Here is a 21,319-nt window from a genome sequence, read left to right as displayed (position 1 = left end):
CCCACTGAATATTTCACGATAGTGATACACCTGATGCTATTTGGGCAGGGGGTGGATAACTATGAGCAAAAACGAATTTTATAAACATAAAGATTATGAACAAACCATTACTTACAACAGTGTTCAGGCGAAACTACCTAAACTTAAGGATGTTAGCCTTCCTGTTATGCCTACCCTTCTGGAGTGATGTTTTCGCTCAGCCTTGCGGCAATCCTTCTCCATTAAGAGGAGTTCCTGGTTTAGCTTGTGCAGGAGATCGGGATACATTTTTAATTAATCCTTATTTGGGCGCAAACGCATATCAATTGTTAGTGAGTCCGGGTATTGGAGTTACAGTCAATAATTTGACTCCTGGTTATCCTGGTTTTGAAGTATTTTACAATACTCCCGGAAATTACCAGTTTTTCTTTAGCGTCAATGCCCCTTCTTGTGAAGACGTTTTCGATGTGCATGTTTCAAGCAGGATTGCTCCACAAGTGGATTGTAATGATAAAGTTCATTTATCACTGGATGAAAATTGTGTTGGGTTTGTTTATCCCAGTCTTATTCTCGAAGGGATATACGACAGTCTGGATTATATCGTCGTGATCAAAGATAAAATCACAAACTTACCTATTCAGGGCAGCCCTTACTTAAACGCAACTCATATCGGTAAAGAATTTATCGTTGAAGTGATACATGTGTGTTCTGGAAACAGTTGCTGGGGTTATATGCTGGTAGAGGACAAATTGCCTCCAAGGCTGGAATGTGGAACTTATATTGTCGACTGTGACAAAGATTACGAGCCCGAAGATGTCGGATTCCCAATGCCAGCCGGCGCGCCCAATCCAACCCGTATAGGAGAAAGACGTTATAGATCTACAAATTCGCTGGTCGATAATTGTGGTCCTACTATTATTACATATATAGATCGTATAGCCCATGCAGATTGTCCACCACCCGTAACTTATATAGATACCGTTTATAGAGATTGGACGGCTACGGATTCTTATGGCAATGTCTATACTTGTACTGATACTGTATTGATCCGGGTAGGAGATATTTCCGCTATTGTTTGTCCGCCGAATTACGATGGTTTTGCGAATCCTTATCTCCAATGCGATGAAAAAGAACCGAGGTTTGGACCCTTTCCAAGCGGATGGAATGCACTGGACAACGGTCATCCATCGCCTTATGATGAACTTAATCCGAATGGAACAGTAAAATGGCCGGGTACTGGTTTGCCTTCATTTGCAACCTGCAGAAATCTCGATTTTACTTATTCAGATATACGATTAAATGTATGTCCTGGAACCTATAAGATATTGAGAGAATGGATTGTCGCAGACTGGTGCACAGGAAGTCAGACGAGTTGTATACAAGTTATCAAGGTAGTAGATGAACGCGGACCCATTCTGACTTGCGGACTTAATGATACCATCTCAACGTTACCAAATACCTGCGAAGGAGAAGTAATTCTTGGAATTCCAACAGTAATTTCAGAATGTTCTGCAGTTACATGGCAGGTACAGGTGAAAAGAGGAGCAGACCCAAATACCCCGCCATCTGCAATCGATGCAACGACGGCAGGAATATTAAAACTCACAGATTCACTTTATAAAATTCACAATTTACCGGTTGGTTTATCGTGGGTACTATTCATTGGTACTGACGGTTGTGGTAATTCAGATACCTGTGCTACCGAAGTATTTGTCGAAGAAAAGACTCGTCCGATTGCAGTTTGTGATCTTGAAACGGTTGTGACTTTGACAGACGAAGGCTCTGCAAAAGTCTATGCCATCACTTTTGATGACGGCTCTCACGATAATTGCGAGATGGGTTATTTTCAGGTTAGACGAATGAATCCGGGGAACTGTCCGGATCCTATCAAAGATGATAGCCTTTATGGGGACTTTGTCGAATTTTGTTGTAGTGACATACCCAACAATCCTATTACGGTAGTACTGTTGGTTGTAGATAAAGCTGGCAATACTAACGAGTGTATGGTTCGGGTGACTGTTCAGGACAAAAAGCCACCGGTTGTTACTTGTTTGCCTAACATCACTATCAGTTGCGAATATGATCGTTCCAATCTTTCAGTATTTGGAACGTATCGAACTAATGAATTCGACAGAAAACCTATAGTTCTCTATGATCCTACCAATAATCAGACTGCTCAACCCAAACATTGGGGATATGACGGTCTGGTAATAGAAGACTGTAATTTACATATTGACAGTTCGGTGGAATACAAGTTAAATTCGTGTGGACTGGGTACCATTGAACGTAAATATGATTTCTACGACGACTTTAGTAAAAACAATAAAGAGAGATGCACTCAGGTAATTACTGTACGTGATTTTACAAAATTTGATGGCAGCATTTCTATTATTTGGCCTTCTCACAAGGAAATTGATGCTTGTCACCCCAATATCAGTCCAGATATTACCGGAAGACCGGAATGGCCATCAAACCTGACTTGTTCAAATGTCATCGCCACTTATGATGATCAGGTATTCAATGTTGTTGAAAATGTTTGTTTCAAAGTATTGAGAACATGGACTGTAGTGGACTGGTGTATTTACAACAGCAATACCGGTGCAGGAAGATGGACTTATACCCAGGTAATTAAAATCAAAAATTCAATCAGTCCAACTTTTACAACTCCTTGTTCTGATTTGATTTTTGAAGGGATCAGCAATGATTGCAATGGATTTGCAACTCTGTTTGCAGAAGCCACTGACGATTGTTTACCTGCCCAGTTAATTTATAGTTATGAAATTGATTTGAATATTGACGGTTCAATAGATGCTGCCAGTATTGGTAGCAACGCAAGCGGAACCTATCCGGTTGGCACACACAGAATCAAATGGACAGTGACGGATCAATGTGGAAACAGCTCAACTTGTTTGAGAAGATTTACCATACTCGACAGAAAGAAACCTACACCTGTTTGCGAAACCGGAATCATTACGGTGATCATGCCTTCCAATGGGCAAGTAACAATTTGGGCTTCTGACCTCGATCACGGCAGTCGCGATAATTGCACTCCAAGCAACAGATTGCGATTTGCTTTTTCGTCGAATCCAAGCAATGCTTCGAGAACATATACATGTGCTCAGATTCCAAATGGAGTATCAATGACCTTTGATGTAAGTATTTATGTCTTTGACGAAGCTGGAAATTTTGATTTCTGCGATACCAAAGTGACTATTCAGGATGGTTTGGGAAATGCTTGTCCCGACAATTTAGGCGGAGGCGGAACCACTGGAAATCTGGCAGGTGCCATTTTCAATGAGGCCAATAGCAAACTTGAAAATGCTATGGTGACCTTGAACAGCAATATGCCAAGTATGCCTAAATACGAGATGACCAGACTCGATGGTGAATATGCATTCATCGGACTGCCGCTCAATGAAAATTATACCATTACTGCAGAAAAGGATGACGACCCATTGAATGGAGTTACCACTCAGGATATCGTTTTCATTCAAAGACATATACTGGGCTTGCAAAATCTGAACTCACCATATAAGGTGATCGCTGCAGACATCAACAATTCTGCTTCCATCACTGCAAAAGATGTTTCTGATCTGCGTAAGCTCATTCTGGGTATTACGAATCAGTTTCCAGATAACAAATCATGGAAATTTATTTCTGCAGCTCAGAAATTTAACGACTTCAACCATCCATGGCCATTTAATGAGCAATCTGAAGTACAAAATTTATCCAAAGACATTATGGATAATAATTTCATAGCGGTGAAGATGGGAGATGTTACTGGAAACGCACGTACAAGTAATGTGCAGAATAGCACGCAACGTTCATCAAAAGTTTTCGCATTGAATGTTGAAAACCTGGAAATGGATGCACGTCAGATCGTTCGCATTCCTGTTCTCGCAGGCCATGCAGGCAGATTGACCGGTATGCAAATGGCTTTTAATTATGAATCCTCAGTTTTGCAGTTTAGTGGTTTGGAATCAGGCGTATTGAAAATTGATGATGCAAATTACATGCACGAACCCTCTAAGGAACGAATCAAGATAAGTGTCGATCAGATGACTACTGTCCATGAAGAGCAGGTATTATTTTACCTTGTATTCAACGTACAAAAGCGCTCGAAATTAAATGGTAATCTGGTTTTGGCTTCTGATTTTCTCGCTGAAGCCTATAACGACGATTTGGAATTGATCAACATCGATTTCAGAATAAAAGACGAGCATGGATTCAGTAAAGGATTTTACCTCTACCAGAATCAACCCAATCCTTTCACAGCGGAGACCCGCATTAAATTTAACTTGCCGGTAGATGGAGAAGTGAATTTAACCATCATGGATGTGAATGGAAAACTGATTAAGAAAATATCTGGCATTTATAAAGAAGGTTTAAATGTTGTCGACATCCGTCGCGAAGATTTAAGCCAGAGCGGATTGATGTATTACCGAATTGAAATGGGTGATTATAAATCTGTTCGTAAAATGCTACTCATAGAATAAAGCCTACCAGCAAACACAACATTAGTTGTTTTCAGGTATACCCCCTCTTTGTTCTTTTTTAATGAACCATAACTCAGGATTTGACCCTCGAAAGGACCGTTTGAGGATCTCAAAAATTGTCATGTATTAAATGAAACATATTTACAATGAATAAATTATCCAAAATGAACACGACATTACGTTTCGGTTTATGTGTTGAGAAAATGATCGCACGTACAGTTGTGCTGGTTATCGCGGTATTGGGATTGAGTTTTCTGATGCCGGGATCACAAGTAAAGGCACAATGTCTGGAAGTTGAAAAAACGCTGTTCGCAGTAGCGCCTGCTTCCAGTGGCATCCAGGGCAATATTGATGTGACCTATAGAATTGAGGTGACGAAACTGCCATGTGTAAATGCCATGTTATTTGACATTGAGGTTTTTGATCGACCTAGTGATCCTTCAAATCTGGGATTAGCTTTTGTGAGGGTTGTTGGCTTACCGGTAATTGTGTCAACATCTGGTAGCAGTTTTCCGGGTGTAATCAATCCATTGTATGATGGAGTTTTCGATGGATTTCTTACAGATGGATCTGGGAATTTCCTTGGTGATGATGTCATGGTTTTTCAGATTACAGTGGAAGTCGATCCTGACGCACCAGGTGCACCTGCTCAATTATTAAACAGTAGTGTGGTAAGCAGCGGCATACCTCTTGACATAGCATTTTCGAATTTTGTCGAAATTCCAGACTGTTGGTCCAATTGTCAGCTTGTTTGCAACAATCAGGTTCAGGTGTCTGTAAACAGTATTTGCGAAGCGGAGATTCTGGCAGATATGATACTCGAAAGTGAGGTTGGTCCATGTGCTGATCTGGGATTTTTCGAAGTGACCATATACGACGGAAACAAACGTGTGTCTATGCCTTTGGATTTAAGTTATATTAATAAGAAGCTACGAGTCAATGTTAGAAATATCGTTTGCGGAAACAGTTGCTGGGGATACATTGTACTCGAAGATAAAACACCGCCTGCTTTGAATTGCAGAGTGCGCGATACGATTAGCTGTGCAGCAAATCTTTCTCCGGCTGCCCTTGGTTTTCCGGTCCCCGTCGGAAACGTCAATCAAAATGTTTATCCTTATGTAGTAACCGGAATAGATGCCTGTGGCATCGTTTATCTGACATATCAGGATAGTTTAGTAAACCACGAATGTAATAATCCAGAACTCAGTGCCACGATATACAGAAAGTGGTGCGCTACGGATCCGGGAGGGTATCAGGCATGTTGTTACGATACCATTGACTTAAGAAAAGGGACATTGGCAGATATAACACTTCCGCCACATTACGATGGTCAACCTGGAAATCAACCCTATTTGTCTTGTAACGGGACCTGGACTAAATTGCCGGGGACCGGGTTTCCAGATACTACCTTAACAGGTACAGGCAAACCATCCGGAATTTATTGCGGCAATATTCAATACGATTTTACAGACGATACCATTCAGGTTTGTAAAGGAACATATAAATTATTGAGAAGATGGTTGATCCTGGATTGGTGTAATCCTTCTTTCAGAATTGATCACATTCAACAAATTAAAGTTGTAGATGACAGAGCGCCAAAAGTAACTTGTCCTAGTAACTATACACTGAGTACAAATCCATGGAGTTGCGACGGTACTTTAATATTACCCGTACCTCAGGATCTTACACCTCAAACCATAATTGACCATAAGGTACCTTATGTCATCGAAGAATGTTCAGGTTGGACATATTCTGTGACGCATTTGCCTGCTGTTGACCCAACAGATTGTACTCCGGTACCAGGACAAGGAACAACACATAACATTACCAAACTTCCCGATGGAAGATATCAGGTGAGCAATATGCCTTTGGGTTGTAACTGGATCTATTATACCATTACAGACGGTTGTGGAAACAGCACAGTTTGTCAGTTTGATATTGAAGTGGTTGATCTTACACCACCTGTAGCCGTTTGTCACCAGAAGACCGTAATTTCTTTAGGTTCAAATGGTAAAGCAACTGTACCTGCATCTGTTTTCGATGATCATAGTCATGACAATTGTGCAGGCGTTGATTTTAGGGTGAGAAGGATGAATCCTGGGCAGTGCGGTACGACTTCATTTGCGACTACTCAGGAATTTTGTTGCAACGATGTCAATCCCAACAAACCGGTATTAATGGTTCTTCGCGTGATTGATAAGGCGGGCAATTCAAGTGAATGTATGGTTGATGCATACATTCAGGATAAGTTACCTCCAAAAGTTACTTGTCCAAAAGATACTACTGTATTTTGTGGAATTGATTTAAATAATTTAAGTGTATTTGGAAATGCCACTTACCAGGATAATTGTAATGTAAGTCCATTGAATAGAGTTTACAACAATTTAAATTCTTGTAATCTTGGTACTATAGTAAGAGAATTTGTCGGTATAGATAACGGAGGTTTGAGAGATTCCTGCCGCCAGGTAATCACGGTAATTGATCAAACGCCATTTAAATATGAGGATATCGTTTGGCCGGGTGACATCACTTTAAATGGTTGCTCTGATCAGGCTGATCCTTCTGTTACCGGTAAACCAACATACTTGAATAGAGATGCCTGCAATCAGCCGATTGCATCATCTGAAGATCTGGTATTTAATTACGTGGAAGGCGTTTGTTTCAAGATCCTGCGTAAATGGACGGTTATTGACTGGTGTACTTACAATCCTTTGACTCAAAAGGGTATCTGGTACAGAACACAGGTTATTAAAATTAACAATACGGATGCTCCATTTTTTACCAGTTCTTGTTCAAACAGAGAATTGTGTATTACCGAAGCATGTAAAGTATTCTCAACGATAGAAGCAAGTGCTTCGGATCTGTGTACCTCACAGGCTGACTTGAGATGGACCTACCAACTCGACTTGAATAATGATAATACCAATGATGTCAACGGTACCAGAAACAGATTTAGTTTTAATTTTTCTGCCGGAGTGCATCGGGTTACATGGATCGTTGAAGATTTATGCGGCAATTCAACAAGTTGCAGTTATCTGATCACCGTTAAGGATTGCAAGAGACCTACTCCTTATTGTAAGAGCGGACTTGTAACTGTACTTATGCAAAACACCGGATCAGTTACTGTATGGGCTAAAGATTTAATACAATATGGTGAAGACAATTGTACGCCCAGCGATCTGTTGAAATACAGTTTTACACCCAACATTGCTGATTCTTTCAGAGTATTTACCTGTGCGGATATAGCAAATGGCATAAGTGATACCATTGATCTGGATATTTATATAACTGATCTTGCCAGTAACCAGGATGTATGTAAACCAAAACTGATCCTGCAGGATAACTCAAATGTATGTCCTGATAATTTTACCACAGGATCTATTTCCGGCTTCATTAAAGGTTATAATGATAATCCATCACCAGAAGTGGTTGTCTATGTCGCTGATGTAAATGGAATAATCAAACAGTCGATCACCAGTAAATCCGGTAACTACACATTTGATGATCTTCAGATGTATCAGGATTACAAATTGACTGCAACATATGATTTAGATCCTATGAACGGTATTACCACCAAGGATATCGTTAAAATTCAAAGACATATTCTAGGGCTTGAATTGATGGATTCTCCATATAAACTGATCGCTGCAGATGTAAATAAATCTGGAAGTATTACTGCAAGGGACATTTCAGAATTAAGAAAATTAATACTGGGTGTTCAGAATCAGTTTGACAACAACAGTTCGTGGAATTTTGTAGATGCGAATGCACCTCTAGGAATGGATACATATATGAATTACTCCAGTAATTTAAATGTGGATCAAATGAGTCATAACATGGATGGCGTGAATTTTATCGGAATTAAAACAGGAGATGTAACCGGTGAAGCGAATACAGGATTTGCAAGCCAGACGACAAGATCCAGAGATGTTTGGTTCCTTGAGTATAATGAACAAACCTTTAAAACTGGTGACGTTATCAAAGTTCAGATAAAAAGTTTCGAAAAGAGTTCTATTTATGGTTTGCAAATGACATTACAGCTTGCTTCGAATGAACTTGAACTTGTAGATGTGATTCCTGCTGCATTGCCAATGGAATCTGATAATTACAAAATAGATAATCAGAATTTGAAGATAAGCTGGAATGCTCAAAATATATTACAACTGAAAGCAAGTGAGGTGTTATTTGAATTGGTTTTCAAAGCACATCAATCCGGAAGTCTTCAGGCTGGTTCGATCAGGATGAATCACGAAAGTTTATCAGCTGAATCTTACCATACTGAAAAAGATAAAAAGATTGAAATGCTTTTCAGAGGAAGCACGGATTCAGGGGATGTAAAAGGATATGCATTATTCCAGAATGTTCCTAATCCATTTATGAATGAAACTACGATCTACTTCAATGTTCCGGATCCGTGTGAGGCCAGGATCAATATCTACAACCTTGCAGGAAATCCGGTTAAAGAATACAAAATTACAGCTAAACCAGGTTTGAATTCATTGAGCATTGGTGCCGATGATCTGCTGGCAGAAGGTGTGTTGTACTATAGATTAGATGTTAACGGCTACCATTCTATGAAGAAAATGGTCGTCATAAAATAAACGGTTCTTGGGTAATTAGGCTGATTCCGGGAACAGTTGATGTTCCCGGATGAAAGCCCACCTTTAAAACTAAAATCTTTATTAAGCTGATATAAAAAATTGAATTATGTCAAATCTCTTACATCAAAATATGAACATTATGAAGAGGATTACGAATCTAGTGGAAACCTTCCTTTTCACGGGCAGATTTAAATGGATACTTGTGAAAACGTGTATCGTATTATTTGTCTTCGGTTGGAATACAACTTTAAAGGCACAATACGTGAGTGGCGACACAAGCGTCTGTCCGGGTGCAACAGTAACTTACACATTCGCAGGCGGGCCATGGACGGTCAGCATTCTTGGAGGTGGAAGTTTTAATCCGGTTCCTGTATTTCCAACCAATTCTTTTACCATCGATTGGGGACAAGTACCCGGAACTTTCCAATTAAGACTTACCGATGGAATATCTGTTATTTTTCAACAGATTTTTATCGAAGGGGATATTGCAATCGCATGCGATGACCTGGTAAACGTAAGTTTGGATGGAAATTGTCAGGCGGTGATCACTCCCGGAGTCGTTTTGGAAGGTGAACAATATCCTGCTGATGCATTTTTAGTAACCGTATACAACACTAATAATGTGCCTTTGCCGAGTAACATTGTTACTTATGCAAATCTTGGAAAGGTACTGAAAGTTCATATCAGACATATTTGCAGTGGAGTATCCTGTTGGGGACGTATCCTCATTGAAGATAAATATATACCCAATCTGATTTGTCTTACGTCACCGGCAGTTGTAGGTTGTGATGATGATTATTCTCCGGATTCAATTGGATTTCCATTGCCGATAGGAGCCATAGTAACTCCTCATGCTTCGAAAGCTCAATGTTATGTAGTCAAAAACTACGATTTGTGTTGTGATGTAGAATTGTGTTATTCTGATATTTATATTAAAAATGGATGTAATGCAAGATATTATGCACAGGTGGAGAGAAGCTGGACTGCAGTGGATTGTAAGGGAAACAAAACAGCATGTAAAGATTCTATTTATCTGACACAAGCCTCTATTGGTATAGTAAACTGGCCTTTGAACTACGATGGTTTCCAATTGCCTGCATTACAATGCGACAGCATTGAACCTGCAGTTGGACCTTATCCGGCAGGATGGAATGCTTTGGATAATGGGAATCCTTCCCCTTATGACGAACTTTTCGCCAATGGAAAAATTAAGTGGAAAGGAACCGGTTATCCTACCAATGTGCATTGTGATCACATAGCAGTAACCTATAGAGATATTCGGATTCCTGTATGTGGCAATTCTTTCAAATTACTACGCACCTGGAGGGTTTTTGACTGGTGTACCGGCGAACTTGTAGAGCGCGTCCAATTTATTAAAGTAACAGATACCAGGGCACCGATCCTGACTTGTAGTCAAAATTACATCAGGTTCCCTATGGATTATTATTCTTGTACGGGAACTGCTACAGTTCCACCACCAGATCTGGTTATCGATTGCAGTTCTACCACTTTTACTGTAGAATACAAACTTGCCGGACCTGATGGCATGCCTGAAGCAGGTGATTACAGGACAGATAACATTACCTACAGAAATGGAAATGCAATAATCTCGGGATTACCTAAAGATACCACCTGGGTTCAGTATGTGGTGGAAGATGCTTGTGGAAATGTGACCAGATGTCGGGTAGAAGTATTGATCGAGGATAATCTGCAACCGGTCGCGATTTGCGATGAACATACAGTCGTAAGTTTAAATGAACAAGGTATCGCTACATTGTTTGCTACTTCAGTGGATAATGGTTCCATCGACAACTGCGATATTGATTCTATGGCTGTCCGGAGAATGCAAGACTGGTGTGGTGTTATTGGAAATACTCAATTCAGCAATAAAGTAACTTTTTGCTGTGAAGATTTAACAAGAAATCCACACATGGTAGTATTTCGAGTATGGGATGCGAGCGGGAACTATAATGATTGTATGGTTTCAGTAAGCGTACAGGAGAAAATACCACCAACCATAACTTGCCCTAAGAATATTACAGTGAATTGCGGTACAGATATTCATGATTTATCTAAAGTTGGAACCGCTACTGCAAGCAATACATGTACAAATGTCCAAATTACATACCAGGATGATACATCAGGTTACAAATGTGGTTTAGGAACCATCCGCAGACAGTGGAAAGCTACATCATTAGGTGGTCTGTTTGCAATTTGTTACCAGAGCATCACTGTTCGCGATAATGACCCGCTCACTCAGAATAAAATTCAGTGGCCTGCAGATATCACTGTGAACGGTTGTAAAGCTTCTGATGCGCATCCTGACTTTTCAGGCCGGCCAGAATTTCCGGTGAAGGCTTGCGGCAATGCTATTGCAGGTTATACCGATGAGAGATTCTATAATATTGGAGGATTCTGCCTGAAAATCATCAGACATTGGCGTGTAATTGATTGGTGTCTTTACGATGTCAACGATCCAAATTCACCAGGAGTCTTTTCAAGAGACCAGATTGTATATGTAAGAAATACCACAGCTCCAACGATTTCTCCGGCAACATGTGCAAATGTTGACGTATGTGCGAATGACTTTACTTGTGATGCTAATCTCGATTTGGTAGGATCTGCTACAGATGATTGTACAGATGACGACAAGCTGATCTGGTCATATCGGATTGATTTGAACAATTCAGGTACTTACGGCAATTCCCAAACAGGAAATAATGCAAGCGGAGTTTATCCGGTAGGAGTGCACAGATTGGAATGGTCTGTAGCCGACTCATGCGGCAATGTCAGCAAATGCGTTAAAATCCTTAGAATTAATGATTGCAAAGCACCAACGCCATTCTGTAAACCCGGAATCATTACGGTTGTGATGCCCAATAACGGAAGGATCGAAGTACCGGCAAGATATTTTGACGACAAAAGCGAAGATAATTGTACGGCTAAAAAAGATCTCAAATTCTCTTATAGCATTAACATTTCCGACTCCGTTCGCACATTTACCTGTGCTGACATCGAAAATGGAATCGCCGATACACTGGATATTACTGTTTACATCACCGACCTGTGGAATAATCAATCTTTCTGCAATACGAAATTGATCCTGCAGGACAATGGCAATGCCTGTCCAAACAGATTTACAAATGGTGGAATGATCAGTGGTTTGGTTTCAACCAGCAATCAGGCAGTTCTTCAGAATGCCCATTTGGATCTGCTGAAAGACGGCCTTACGGTTGGAACTATAAATTCAGAGAGATCAGGAAACTACATGTTCCTCGATTTACCGGAAGGCGAGAATTATACAGTAAGACCCCGTAAGGATGACGACATCAATAACGGAATTTCTACCGCGGATATCGTGTTGATCCAAAAGCATATTTTAGGAGTACAAAAATTTACAACACCTTATCAATACATCGCAGCAGACGTCAATAATTCACAAAGCGTAACGGCTGCAGATATTTCTGAAATTAGAAAGTTGATTCTGGGTATCACCGATAAGTTTAAGGAAGGAGTTCCTTCATGGAATTTTATCACGCACGATATGGTGTTTGATCAAATTGAAAATCCCTGGTTGAATGCACCCTGGAAAACTCAATACGAATTTTCAAATTTAATAGGTGAATTTAAAGGTGCCAATTTCATGGCCATCAAATCCGGAGACGTGAATTTAAGTGCAAAAACCACTGAATTTGGAAATGGATTTGAGCAAAGAAGTTCCAATAACTTTTATCTCGAATTGGAAGCATCAGCTACTTTGGAAGGCGGCGTGGTTAAAGTACCATTCTATGGATCATGGAACAATCTGTTGACAGGATTTCAGTTTAGTCTGATGTTTGATGATGCTAAAATGGAATTTATGGGTGTTCAGCCAGCTGAATTGGATATCAGAGATCAGAATATTGCAGTATCAAAACAATACCCGGGGGTTGTCAATGTTAGCTGGAATGCAAACCAGGGCATTGAAAACAGAGGGCAGGTTCTGTTTTATTTGGTATACAAAGTGGCCGGCAAAGTGAAACTCGGAGAATCCATTAGTTTGAGAGACGATTTATTAGCAGCTGAAGCATATACCGACCAACTTGAAATTATGGATGTTCGGATCCGCGAATACAATAGCAAGAAATCATTCGATCGTACGCAATTGTATCAAAATGAGCCTAACCCATTTACTGAAGGAACCAACATCAATTATTCAGTTTCTGAAGCTCAAAAAGTTAACTTCAGCTTCTATACTGTGGGTGGTGTATTGGTAAAGCAAATGGCAGTGGATGCTCAAAAAGGAAGAAATGTTATCAAAATTACAAAGCAAGACCTGACAGGTGCTGGTCTCTATTATTATAAAATGGAAACCGGAAATTATTCAGGTGTGAAAAAGTTGATACTCAACAATTAGAAATTTTTATATCGGTTTATGAAGGGAAAGTGTCCTTATTCGTAAGGGCACTTTTTTTTATTTTTAGGCGATGAAAGCAGTTCAAATAAAAGACAAAGGATATTTTCCGGAATATTTGGAAGTGCCAATTCCCGATGACAAAGCAGGTTACCACAAATTGCAGGTCTCTCATGCTTCTCTCAACCACCGCGATGTTTGGATCATGCAGGGGCAATATGCGGGACTGAAGTACCCGATCATACCGGGATCGGATGCCTGTGGTTATTTCAATGGGCAACGATGGATCGTCAATCCGGGTTTATTTTGGGGAACTAACGAAAAATTTCAATCGAAATCCTTTCAAATTTTGGGATTGCCTGATAACGGCAGTATGGCCGAATGGGTCAATGTACCTGTTGAAAATTTAGCAGGCGCTCCGGAGCATTTAGACGATGTCCAGGCATCTGCTTTGGGGTTGGCTGGTGTTACTGCTTACAGGGCTCTTGTTAGCCGATGTACACCGCAGCCAGGCGAACGATTGTTAGTCACTGGTATTGGCGGCGGCGTAGCCTTGTTTGTTTTGCAAATAGCTCATTTGTTGGGACTTGAAGTGTATGTAACCAGTTCCAGCCAAGCGAAACTGGAGAGTGCCAGGCAACTTGGCGCGGCCGGAGGAGTGCTCTATACAGATTCAGATTGGACAGGTAAATTGATAGAAATGAATCCCTCGGGATTTGATATCATTATAGACAGTTATGCCGGCGATCAGGTAGAAAAGATGATGAAACTCATCAATCCCGGTGGGCGATTCTGTTTTTATGGTGGGACTGGAGGTAAAATTCAAAATCTGAGTCCTCAAATATTATTTTGGAAGCAAATTTCTATATTTGGAAGTACGATGGGATCCTTACATGATTTTCTGGAATTTTTAAAGTTGGTTAACCAATTCAGGCTCGTTCCTGTTATTGATTCTGTTTTTGATCTGACAGATGTGCAGCGTGGATTTCAAAGAATGCAGCAAAGTCAGCAATTTGGCAAAATTGTATTTCGGATCCAGGCAAAATGAAGATTGGAATTTTATCTGACACGCATGGATATCTGGATCAAAAAGTATTTTCATACTTTGAAAACTGCGATGAAATCTGGCACGCCGGAGATATTGGAGATGAGACGGTGATCGACGATTTGAAAGCATTTAAACCATGCAGAATTGTTTTTGGAAATATCGACGGGCATCAGATAAGAAAACGGGTTTCTGAATTCCTAAGTTTTGAAATTTTGGATAAGAAAATACTGATGATCCATATTGCAGGAAAATACGGCTCGTATACACCTCAGGTCAGGGATTTGATTGCTTTACATCAACCGGATATTTTAGTCTGTGGGCATTCACATATATTAAAAATCGCTTTTGATTCGAAATACAACCTGCTGTATTTGAATCCAGGTGCAGTTGGAATTTCAGGTTTTCATCAGGTTCGTACGATCCTGCGCTTTGAAATTTCAAGCGGATTTATGGGTAACGCAGAAGTTATTGAATTTGCAAACAGGCATGTCAAATAAATTTTAATGCCTGATCGATGTCGTCTAATATATCTTGCGGGTGTTCAAGCCCAACGGAAAGCCGGATTAAATTGTCGGTGATTCCATAATATTTTCTGGTTTCAGAATCCACTTTTAAGTGCGACATCGTTGCAGGATGTAAGATCATGCTGTCTGTTTCCCCTAATGATGGGGCGATACTGCAGTATTTGAGATGATTGCAAAAGGACTTCGCATCCGATAGGGTCTTTCCAACGGAAAAACTTACCATTGCTCCAAATGAACGCATTTGTTTGCTTGCGATCTTATTACTTGGATGGGATTTTAAGCCGGGATAGTTGACTGAAGATATTTGAGGATGATCAGACAATTGTTCAGCAAGGAAAAGTGCATTATTGCTTTGTTGATTAATTCTGAGAGCCAAAGTTTTCATTCCGGTATTGATGAGCCAGGCATCGTACGGATTGCAATTGCAACCCACCAGTTTCATGATTTCCCAGGCTTTCTTAAACAGATTTTCGTCCCGAAAGACCAGGGCCCCACCGGTCGATAATCCATGCCCATGGATGTACTTCGTTGTGGAGTGTACTACGATATCCGCACCAAAAGCCAGTGGTTGCTGCAAGATGGGAGTTGCAAACGTATTGTCCACAACAACCATGGCTCCATATTGCCTTGCAAGTGCACACAAAGCTTCCAGGTCGAGGCATTGCAATGTAGGATTTGACGGCGTTTCTATAAGAAGAATAGCATTTGAGTAAGATTTAGTTTTGAAAAGATTCTCCGTTTCAGCTAAATCTGATAGGTCTGTAAGGCAAATACTAACCCCTTTACCTGCGATGATCTTTTGAAGTAATTCTGTGGTTCCACCATAAAGATTGCCCTGCGACACAAGTAATGTGTTTTCTTTGCAGTTGGCTGAAATGGCAGTAAATAATGCCGCCATTCCGCTGCTGGTCAATAGGCCAAACGATGAAAATCCAAGCCCAAAGGACTCGAGATCTGCAATTTTTTGTGCTACCGATTCTATTCCGGGATTGCCATAACGCGTATAAACATGATGACCTGGTTGCGATTTAAAAATCTCAACTCCTTCATCAATCGTATTAAATTTGAATGTAGAGCTCGCAACTATTGGATTTTTATGTGCTTGTGTGGAATTGGTTAACTTTGGCTCTGAAGCGCAGAGCGATTCTATATGATTGAATTTGGATTCCATAATTAATAATTAGCAAACAATTTGAGCAAAAGTAGCGAAGAAATGACGGACTTTCAGGAGTCTGGTGAGGACCTGATGGAAATAATGGATATCTCTGTTGATCCCGGTCAATCCAGTCAACGGGTAGATGTATATCTTGCTTCCCGAATACCAAAAGTTTCGCGAAGCAGAATTCAGGCAGCAATTCTTGCAGGTTTAATACAAGTCAACAACAAAGGAGTTAAAGTAAGTTATAAAATTAGTGGGGGAGACCAAATTGAGCTTAAAATTCCCGTGGTTCACGAACCAACCGATATTATACCTGAAGCCATCCCTCTGAATATTGTTTACGAGGATGAAACCTTGCTGGTCGTGAATAAAATTTCGGGTATGGTTGTTCACCCGGCGGCGGGGATCAGATCCGGCACTCTGGTCAATGCTTTAGCCCATCATTTCTATGGACCTGGACAGGAGCTGATGGCCAAAAACCGCTATGGTCTTGTTCATAGAATTGATAAGGAAACATCCGGTTTACTCGTAGTCGCGAAAACGGAATATGCCCATGCTCATTTGGCAAAACAATTTTTCGATCATAGTATTGAAAGAGAATACCTGGCTCTCGTATGGGGCGAACCGAACCCGCCATCCGGGACCATTGAAGCCAACATAGGTCGGGATCCCAGGCAAAGGAAAAGGCAATGCATTTTTCCTGAAGGACTCGAAGGCAAACATGCAGTAACCCATTATGAATTGGTAGAAACCTATTATTACACCAGCCTCGTAAAATGCAAACTTGAAACAGGAAGAACACACCAGATCCGGGTTCATATGAAATATATCGGAAATCCTCTTTTTAATGACGACAAGTACGGAGGAGACCGGATACTCAAAGGAACCATATTTAACAAATACCGGCAATTTGTTGAGAATTGTTTTGAAATCCTGCCAAGATTGGCGTTGCATGCCAGATCTCTTGGATTTATACATCCAGAAACAAAAAAATCGATGTACTTCGAATGTGAACTTCCTGAGGATTTCAAAGCTCTGTTGCATAAATGGAAAAATTATACACTTACCCGTAAAGTTGATCCAAACGAACAGGAGTAATGAAATTGAGAATTTCAAAACTGGTAAAATTATTTTCGGAATGGAGAAAAGCACTCGAATCTCTTGATGAAAGGCATGATCGCATATTTGAAGAAGCACGTGCAGATAATCCATGGTTTACAGAAAATGAGATCAGGAGAAGTATTCTGGCGATTTGCAGAAATTATCTCGACGAATCCGCAATGCTTTCATGGATGGAGAAGTACGCTGATTTTGAAGTTCCAAACGGTAAAAGTGTAGGCATCGTTGCAGCAGGCAATATTCCTTTCGTTTCTTTTCACGATCTGTTCTGTGCGTTGGTATGTAATTACAAGATTTATTTAAAGCTCTCAGATAAAGACAAGGCCCTGCCAGTATTAGCATTGAAATTACTTCAGGATATCGATGATGGTATGCTTCCGGAAATTCAGTATACATCAAAATTGCAAAGTGTCGATAAATTTATCATAACGGGGTCTTCGCTTGCTTTATCTCATTTCCAGCCATACCTCAAAGGCAAACCTTCATTGACCAGAGGACATCGGAACAGTGTTGCCGTTCTGAGCGGAAACGAAAATGCAAATGAGGTGGAAGCATTGGGACAAGATGTATTTCATTACTTTGGTTTGGGATGTCGAAACGTAACTAAACTTTATATTCCGAAATCTTACGATTTTACAGGATTGTTGCGCAACTGGGACGATAAATTTTTGTATTTGAAAGATGTAGTTCCTTATGTTCGTAATCTTGAATACCAAAAAGCTGTTAAATTAATCAATAGAGTTCCTTTTCTTGAATCGGAAATTGTTTTACTGGAAGCTGAAAAAAGAATAAGTCCGCCGATTTCTACTTTGTACTTTGAAGAGTATGAAAGTTTATCTGAAGTTGTTGAATCAATCCAATTGAATTTGAATAAAATTCAATGCGTTTGTTGTGCAAATAGTTTGCCAGAATTGGAAACCATAAAATTTGGAGTTGCCCAGAATCCGGGACTTTCTGACTACCAGGATCATGTAGATACCATGTTGTTTTTATTGAATCATGACGAAAAAACAAAAAGCTGAATACATTACAGAAACCTTAAACCGATTGTATCCTGAGGTGGACATTCCATTGCAACACGAAGATGCATATACTTTGCTGGTTGCTGTTTTGCTTTCTGCGCAATGTACCGATGCACGTGTCAATCAAATTACTCCAAAGTTGTTTGCTTTGGCCAAAACTCCCGCTGCCATGGTAAATTTAGGAAAGGAAAAAATCCAAGAGGTGATAAAACCCTGTGGATTGTCGGAGAAAAAATCAGCAGCCATTTATGCACTTTCACAAATATTACAAGAACAATATAACGGTAAGGTTCCGGATACGCTGAATGAACTCGAGGCTTTACCCGGTGTTGGACATAAAACAGCTTCTGTGGTTGTAAGTCAGGCTTTCGGACAACCGGCGTTTCCGGTGGATACACATATTCACCGGCTTGCAGCGAGATGGAAATTGTCAGATGGTACGAATGTTGTAAAAACCGAAAAAGATTTGAAAAAACTTTTTCCGGAAAACCTTTGGAATTCACTGCATCTGAAAATCATATATTACGGGAGGCAATATTGTCCTGCAAGAGCTCACGATATTAAGAAGTGTATCATCTGCAATCATCTGGTCAGCCATAAAAATGGCTAGAAGGGATAATCCAAAGCAAGGTGAATCGTTGAGTTCTCGAAAAGATTTCCTAAACTGACAGTTTTGTCTGCATTGTAAATCCAGTATCTTCCATTTTGATCTGGATAAGCATTTTTAAGCTTAAAACCCACATCGACCCGAAACAAAAAATAAGTAAGGTCGAGCCGCAGGCCAATACCTGTTCCCAGTGCAATTTCTTTTGCGAAGTCTGAAGTGAGAAATCCGCTTTTCTGATCATCGCTTCCTGATTTTGGTAAATACCAAATATTGCCTGCATCCAAAAATAAGGCACCTTTAAATCTCCAAAACATATCGAAGCGGTATTCGATATTTCCTTCAAGCTTAAAATCTCCGGCAGAGAAGTATGTTGGATTTTCGCTTTGGACGGAATCAGCGAGGTTTAAAGAACCGGGCCCGATCTCGCGCAGATTCCAGGCCCGCAAACTTTGTGGACCTCCTACGAAGAATTGTTTGATGTATGGAACGCTGGTGCTGTTTCCAAATGGAAAAATAACACCCGTGGCAAACCTTAAGGCCAGCTTGCTTTTATCTGAAAAATTGATATAATAGCGATAATCAATATCTGTTTTGATAAATTTTGAAAATTCAAATTCTCCCAATGCAAAGTTGGTTTTTTTGTTGGTGATCCCGTTGTACAAACTGTTTATTGCACTTACCTCCAGACCTGACACATTGAGTGAAGCAATCACAGAATGTTGTTTGTTGGATATAATTTGGCTTTGGTAATAAAATGTAATATTGTCAAGGAAAAACGAACTGAATAAACGGCTGTTGGTGAAACTCTCTTTTAAAAATTTGTTGTTCGCCAAGAGCTCATCGAAAGATGCCGTAGTGGTAGGCAGGTAAAGTGAAAACCCTAAAGTTTTCAATGTAAATCTTTTCCTCCTTTTGAGTTGCCAATCGTAATCGATACCGGTGTTGAAGGCCGTATATTTATACAGAGAAACCAAATTTTCATAGTCGATTCCTATCTTGATGTTGGTCCTCGAGTCGGGCGTTCCTGTGATGTTTGAAAAAGGTTTTGAAACAAATTTAAACAATGACCAACTTCGCGTGACGTCGTAAAACGAGGCAAGAGACAGTTCGTTGCTGTACCTTACATTCAATGAATTAAAATCGCTGAGTTGCAGTAAGTCCAGTTCAGTGCCAATCTCGAGTTTAGTTGACAAGCTGGCGGCTCTTTTAAATAAATTTCTATTTTTCAGGTGAACGAATCCGGAGACTCCAAACAAAGTTTTTCTCGCCTGCCGTATGGAGGTGTAATTAAGATCTATACCTGAATCAAAAATCCATTCTTGATTCGGACTCAATAAAATGTTGTAATGAATTCCGTCATTTAGCAGACTGTCAATTTTACCTTCAATGTTGATGAATCTATAAGTTCCTAATTTGTATAGATTGGAATAACTTTCATCGACAAGATTTTTATAGGCAATTTGACCTGGCCTGATTTCTATTTTATCAGCAAGTAAAGATGGTAAAATATATGGATTTTGTTCAACAGCCAAAAATTGAAGTGAGTCAAACTCATAACTTGAGAATTGTGCATTCCGGTCAGATGGCTTATAATTAGAATTTACTTTAACCGAAAGTATATGGAACTTCGTATGCCGTTCCTGTTCGCCTGGGTTTCTGACATGCAGATTTAAGTTGGCTTTAAGATGTATAGTGTCAGCCAGCAACGGATCGATATAAATCGGACTGAATTCAATGTAGCCATTATTGTATAACAATTCACTCAACCGGGCTTTCTCCTGTTGGAATAGATTGTAGTCGAGCGGGGTGCCGGGTGAAAGTATGGATGATTCAGAATTATTATTTAACAGCTGTGCGATAATGCTGTCTTCAGCTGTATAAACAATCTCATTGATGTAATACCTGGGTCCCGTTTTTAAGGTGTATGTAACCTTTGCTTTTTTATGTTTGATTTTTATGCTGTAATCAGCCTCGGCATTGAAGTATCCGAGATTGTATAAATAATTCGTGAAATTTTTTCGGGTCGCTTCACAGGCCGTAGTATCCAATAAACTTGGAGGTTCTCCATTTTTTTCAAGAGTCTTGGTGATCCATGAATCTTTGTTTGTTCTGGATTTAGCTTTGAAATAAAACCATTCTCTGGGGAAAACCAGTAAAAAATTTTTATTTGGTTTTTGTTTTTGAAGAGGAAGAAGCTGGTCTTTTAATCTGAAATTCGCTTCCTCTGAGCTTGTGCTGATGATTTTAATTTTATTTTGTTTGAGAAGGGCCTGGTCAGGGCTGAGATAGCGAGTGGTATTGCAGGAAAACAAACCCGCGCACAGCAACAGGAAAATACTAATTTTGCGGAGAGCCATAGGATCGACAAAGA

General features: G+C 40.0%; 10 protein-coding genes. 8 read left to right on the top strand and 2 right to left on the bottom strand.

The features are described from left to right. The first annotated feature begins 95 nt into the window (after positions 1 to 95). The 5 genes from IPM34_09755 (at position 96) to IPM34_09735 (ending at position 15,014) form a co-directional block, all read left to right on the top strand. Positions 96 to 4,475 carry an Ig-like domain repeat protein gene (locus tag IPM34_09755; GenBank protein MBK8955830.1) on the top strand — a complete coding sequence of 1,460 codons (4,380 nt, stop codon included), beginning with the start codon at positions 96 to 98 and terminating at the stop codon, positions 4,473 to 4,475. 164 nt (positions 4,476 to 4,639) lie between these two features. Then, positions 4,640 to 9,076, top strand: a complete 4,437-nt coding sequence (locus tag IPM34_09750; protein ID MBK8955829.1) for a hypothetical protein — start codon at positions 4,640 to 4,642, stop codon at positions 9,074 to 9,076. A 202-nt stretch (positions 9,077 to 9,278) separates the two neighbouring features. Beyond that, positions 9,279 to 13,472 (top strand): T9SS type A sorting domain-containing protein, encoded by a 4,194-nt coding sequence (locus IPM34_09745; GenBank protein ID MBK8955828.1) that lies wholly within the window; start codon positions 9,279 to 9,281, stop codon positions 13,470 to 13,472. Between the two features lie 70 nt (positions 13,473 to 13,542). Continuing rightward, complete coding sequence (locus tag IPM34_09740; GenBank protein ID MBK8955827.1) at positions 13,543 to 14,517, top strand: zinc-binding dehydrogenase; 975 nt, start codon at positions 13,543 to 13,545, stop codon at positions 14,515 to 14,517. Continuing rightward, positions 14,514 to 15,014, top strand: coding sequence for a metallophosphoesterase family protein (locus IPM34_09735; protein MBK8955826.1), 501 nt, complete (start codon positions 14,514 to 14,516; stop codon positions 15,012 to 15,014). The genes IPM34_09740 and IPM34_09735 overlap by 4 nt, the downstream gene beginning before the upstream one ends. Here IPM34_09735 and IPM34_09730 read toward each other — a convergent pair. Further along, positions 15,007 to 16,212 carry an aminotransferase class I/II-fold pyridoxal phosphate-dependent enzyme gene (locus tag IPM34_09730; GenBank protein MBK8955825.1) on the bottom strand — a complete coding sequence of 402 codons (1,206 nt, stop codon included), beginning with the start codon at positions 16,210 to 16,212 and terminating at the stop codon, positions 15,007 to 15,009. The two genes, IPM34_09735 and IPM34_09730, sit on opposite strands and share 8 nt — an antisense overlap. A 42-nt stretch (positions 16,213 to 16,254) precedes the next feature. On the opposite strand from IPM34_09730, the gene IPM34_09725 reads away from it, so the two are divergent. Genes IPM34_09725 through nth form a run of 3 tightly spaced genes read left to right on the top strand, consistent with a single transcriptional unit; the run spans position 16,255 to position 18,951 of the window. Beyond that, a complete protein-coding gene (locus tag IPM34_09725) occupies positions 16,255 to 17,298 on the top strand; it encodes an RluA family pseudouridine synthase (protein ID MBK8955824.1) in 1,044 nt (347 codons plus the stop codon). Then, positions 17,298 to 18,341: a hypothetical protein gene (locus IPM34_09720; protein MBK8955823.1), complete on the top strand. Its 1,044-nt coding sequence runs from the start codon at positions 17,298 to 17,300 to the stop codon at positions 18,339 to 18,341. The genes IPM34_09725 and IPM34_09720 overlap by 1 nt, the downstream gene beginning before the upstream one ends. Then, the gene (nth, locus tag IPM34_09715; protein MBK8955822.1) at positions 18,319 to 18,951 is read left to right on the top strand and encodes an endonuclease III; all 633 of its coding nucleotides are present in this window, start codon (positions 18,319 to 18,321) and stop codon (positions 18,949 to 18,951) included. The genes IPM34_09720 and nth overlap by 23 nt, the downstream gene beginning before the upstream one ends. On the opposite strand, the gene IPM34_09710 is transcribed toward nth, so the two are convergent. Next, entirely contained in the window at positions 18,948 to 21,305 is a 2,358-nt protein-coding gene (locus IPM34_09710) for a BamA/TamA family outer membrane protein (GenBank protein MBK8955821.1), read from the bottom strand. The two genes, nth and IPM34_09710, sit on opposite strands and share 4 nt — an antisense overlap. Positions 21,306 to 21,319 lie beyond the last annotated feature (14 nt).

This window comes from Saprospiraceae bacterium (genome assembly GCA_016716185.1).
Taxonomy (GTDB): domain Bacteria; phylum Bacteroidota; class Bacteroidia; order Chitinophagales; family Saprospiraceae; genus Vicinibacter.
Note: the sequence above shows the minus strand (reverse complement) of the source record. Positions and strands in the feature narration are given on the sequence as shown.

Excerpts from the sequence above, each read along its gene's own strand:
- IPM34_09755 (MBK8955830.1), top strand. The coding sequence starts at position 96 with ATGAACAAACCATTACTTACAACAGTGTTCAGGCGAAACTACCTAAAC.
- IPM34_09750 (MBK8955829.1), top strand. The coding sequence starts at position 4,640 with ATGAACACGACATTACGTTTCGGTTTATGTGTTGAGAAAATGATCGCA.
- IPM34_09740 (MBK8955827.1), top strand. The coding sequence starts at position 13,543 with ATGAAAGCAGTTCAAATAAAAGACAAAGGATATTTTCCGGAATATTTG.
- IPM34_09735 (MBK8955826.1), top strand. The coding sequence starts at position 14,514 with ATGAAGATTGGAATTTTATCTGACACGCATGGATATCTGGATCAAAAA.
- IPM34_09730 (MBK8955825.1), bottom strand. The coding sequence starts at position 16,212 with ATGGAATCCAAATTCAATCATATAGAATCGCTCTGCGCTTCAGAGCCA.
- IPM34_09725 (MBK8955824.1), top strand. The coding sequence starts at position 16,255 with ATGACGGACTTTCAGGAGTCTGGTGAGGACCTGATGGAAATAATGGAT.
- IPM34_09720 (MBK8955823.1), top strand. The coding sequence starts at position 17,298 with ATGAAATTGAGAATTTCAAAACTGGTAAAATTATTTTCGGAATGGAGA.
- nth (MBK8955822.1), top strand. The coding sequence starts at position 18,319 with ATGACGAAAAAACAAAAAGCTGAATACATTACAGAAACCTTAAACCGA.
- IPM34_09710 (MBK8955821.1), bottom strand. The coding sequence starts at position 21,305 with ATGGCTCTCCGCAAAATTAGTATTTTCCTGTTGCTGTGCGCGGGTTTG.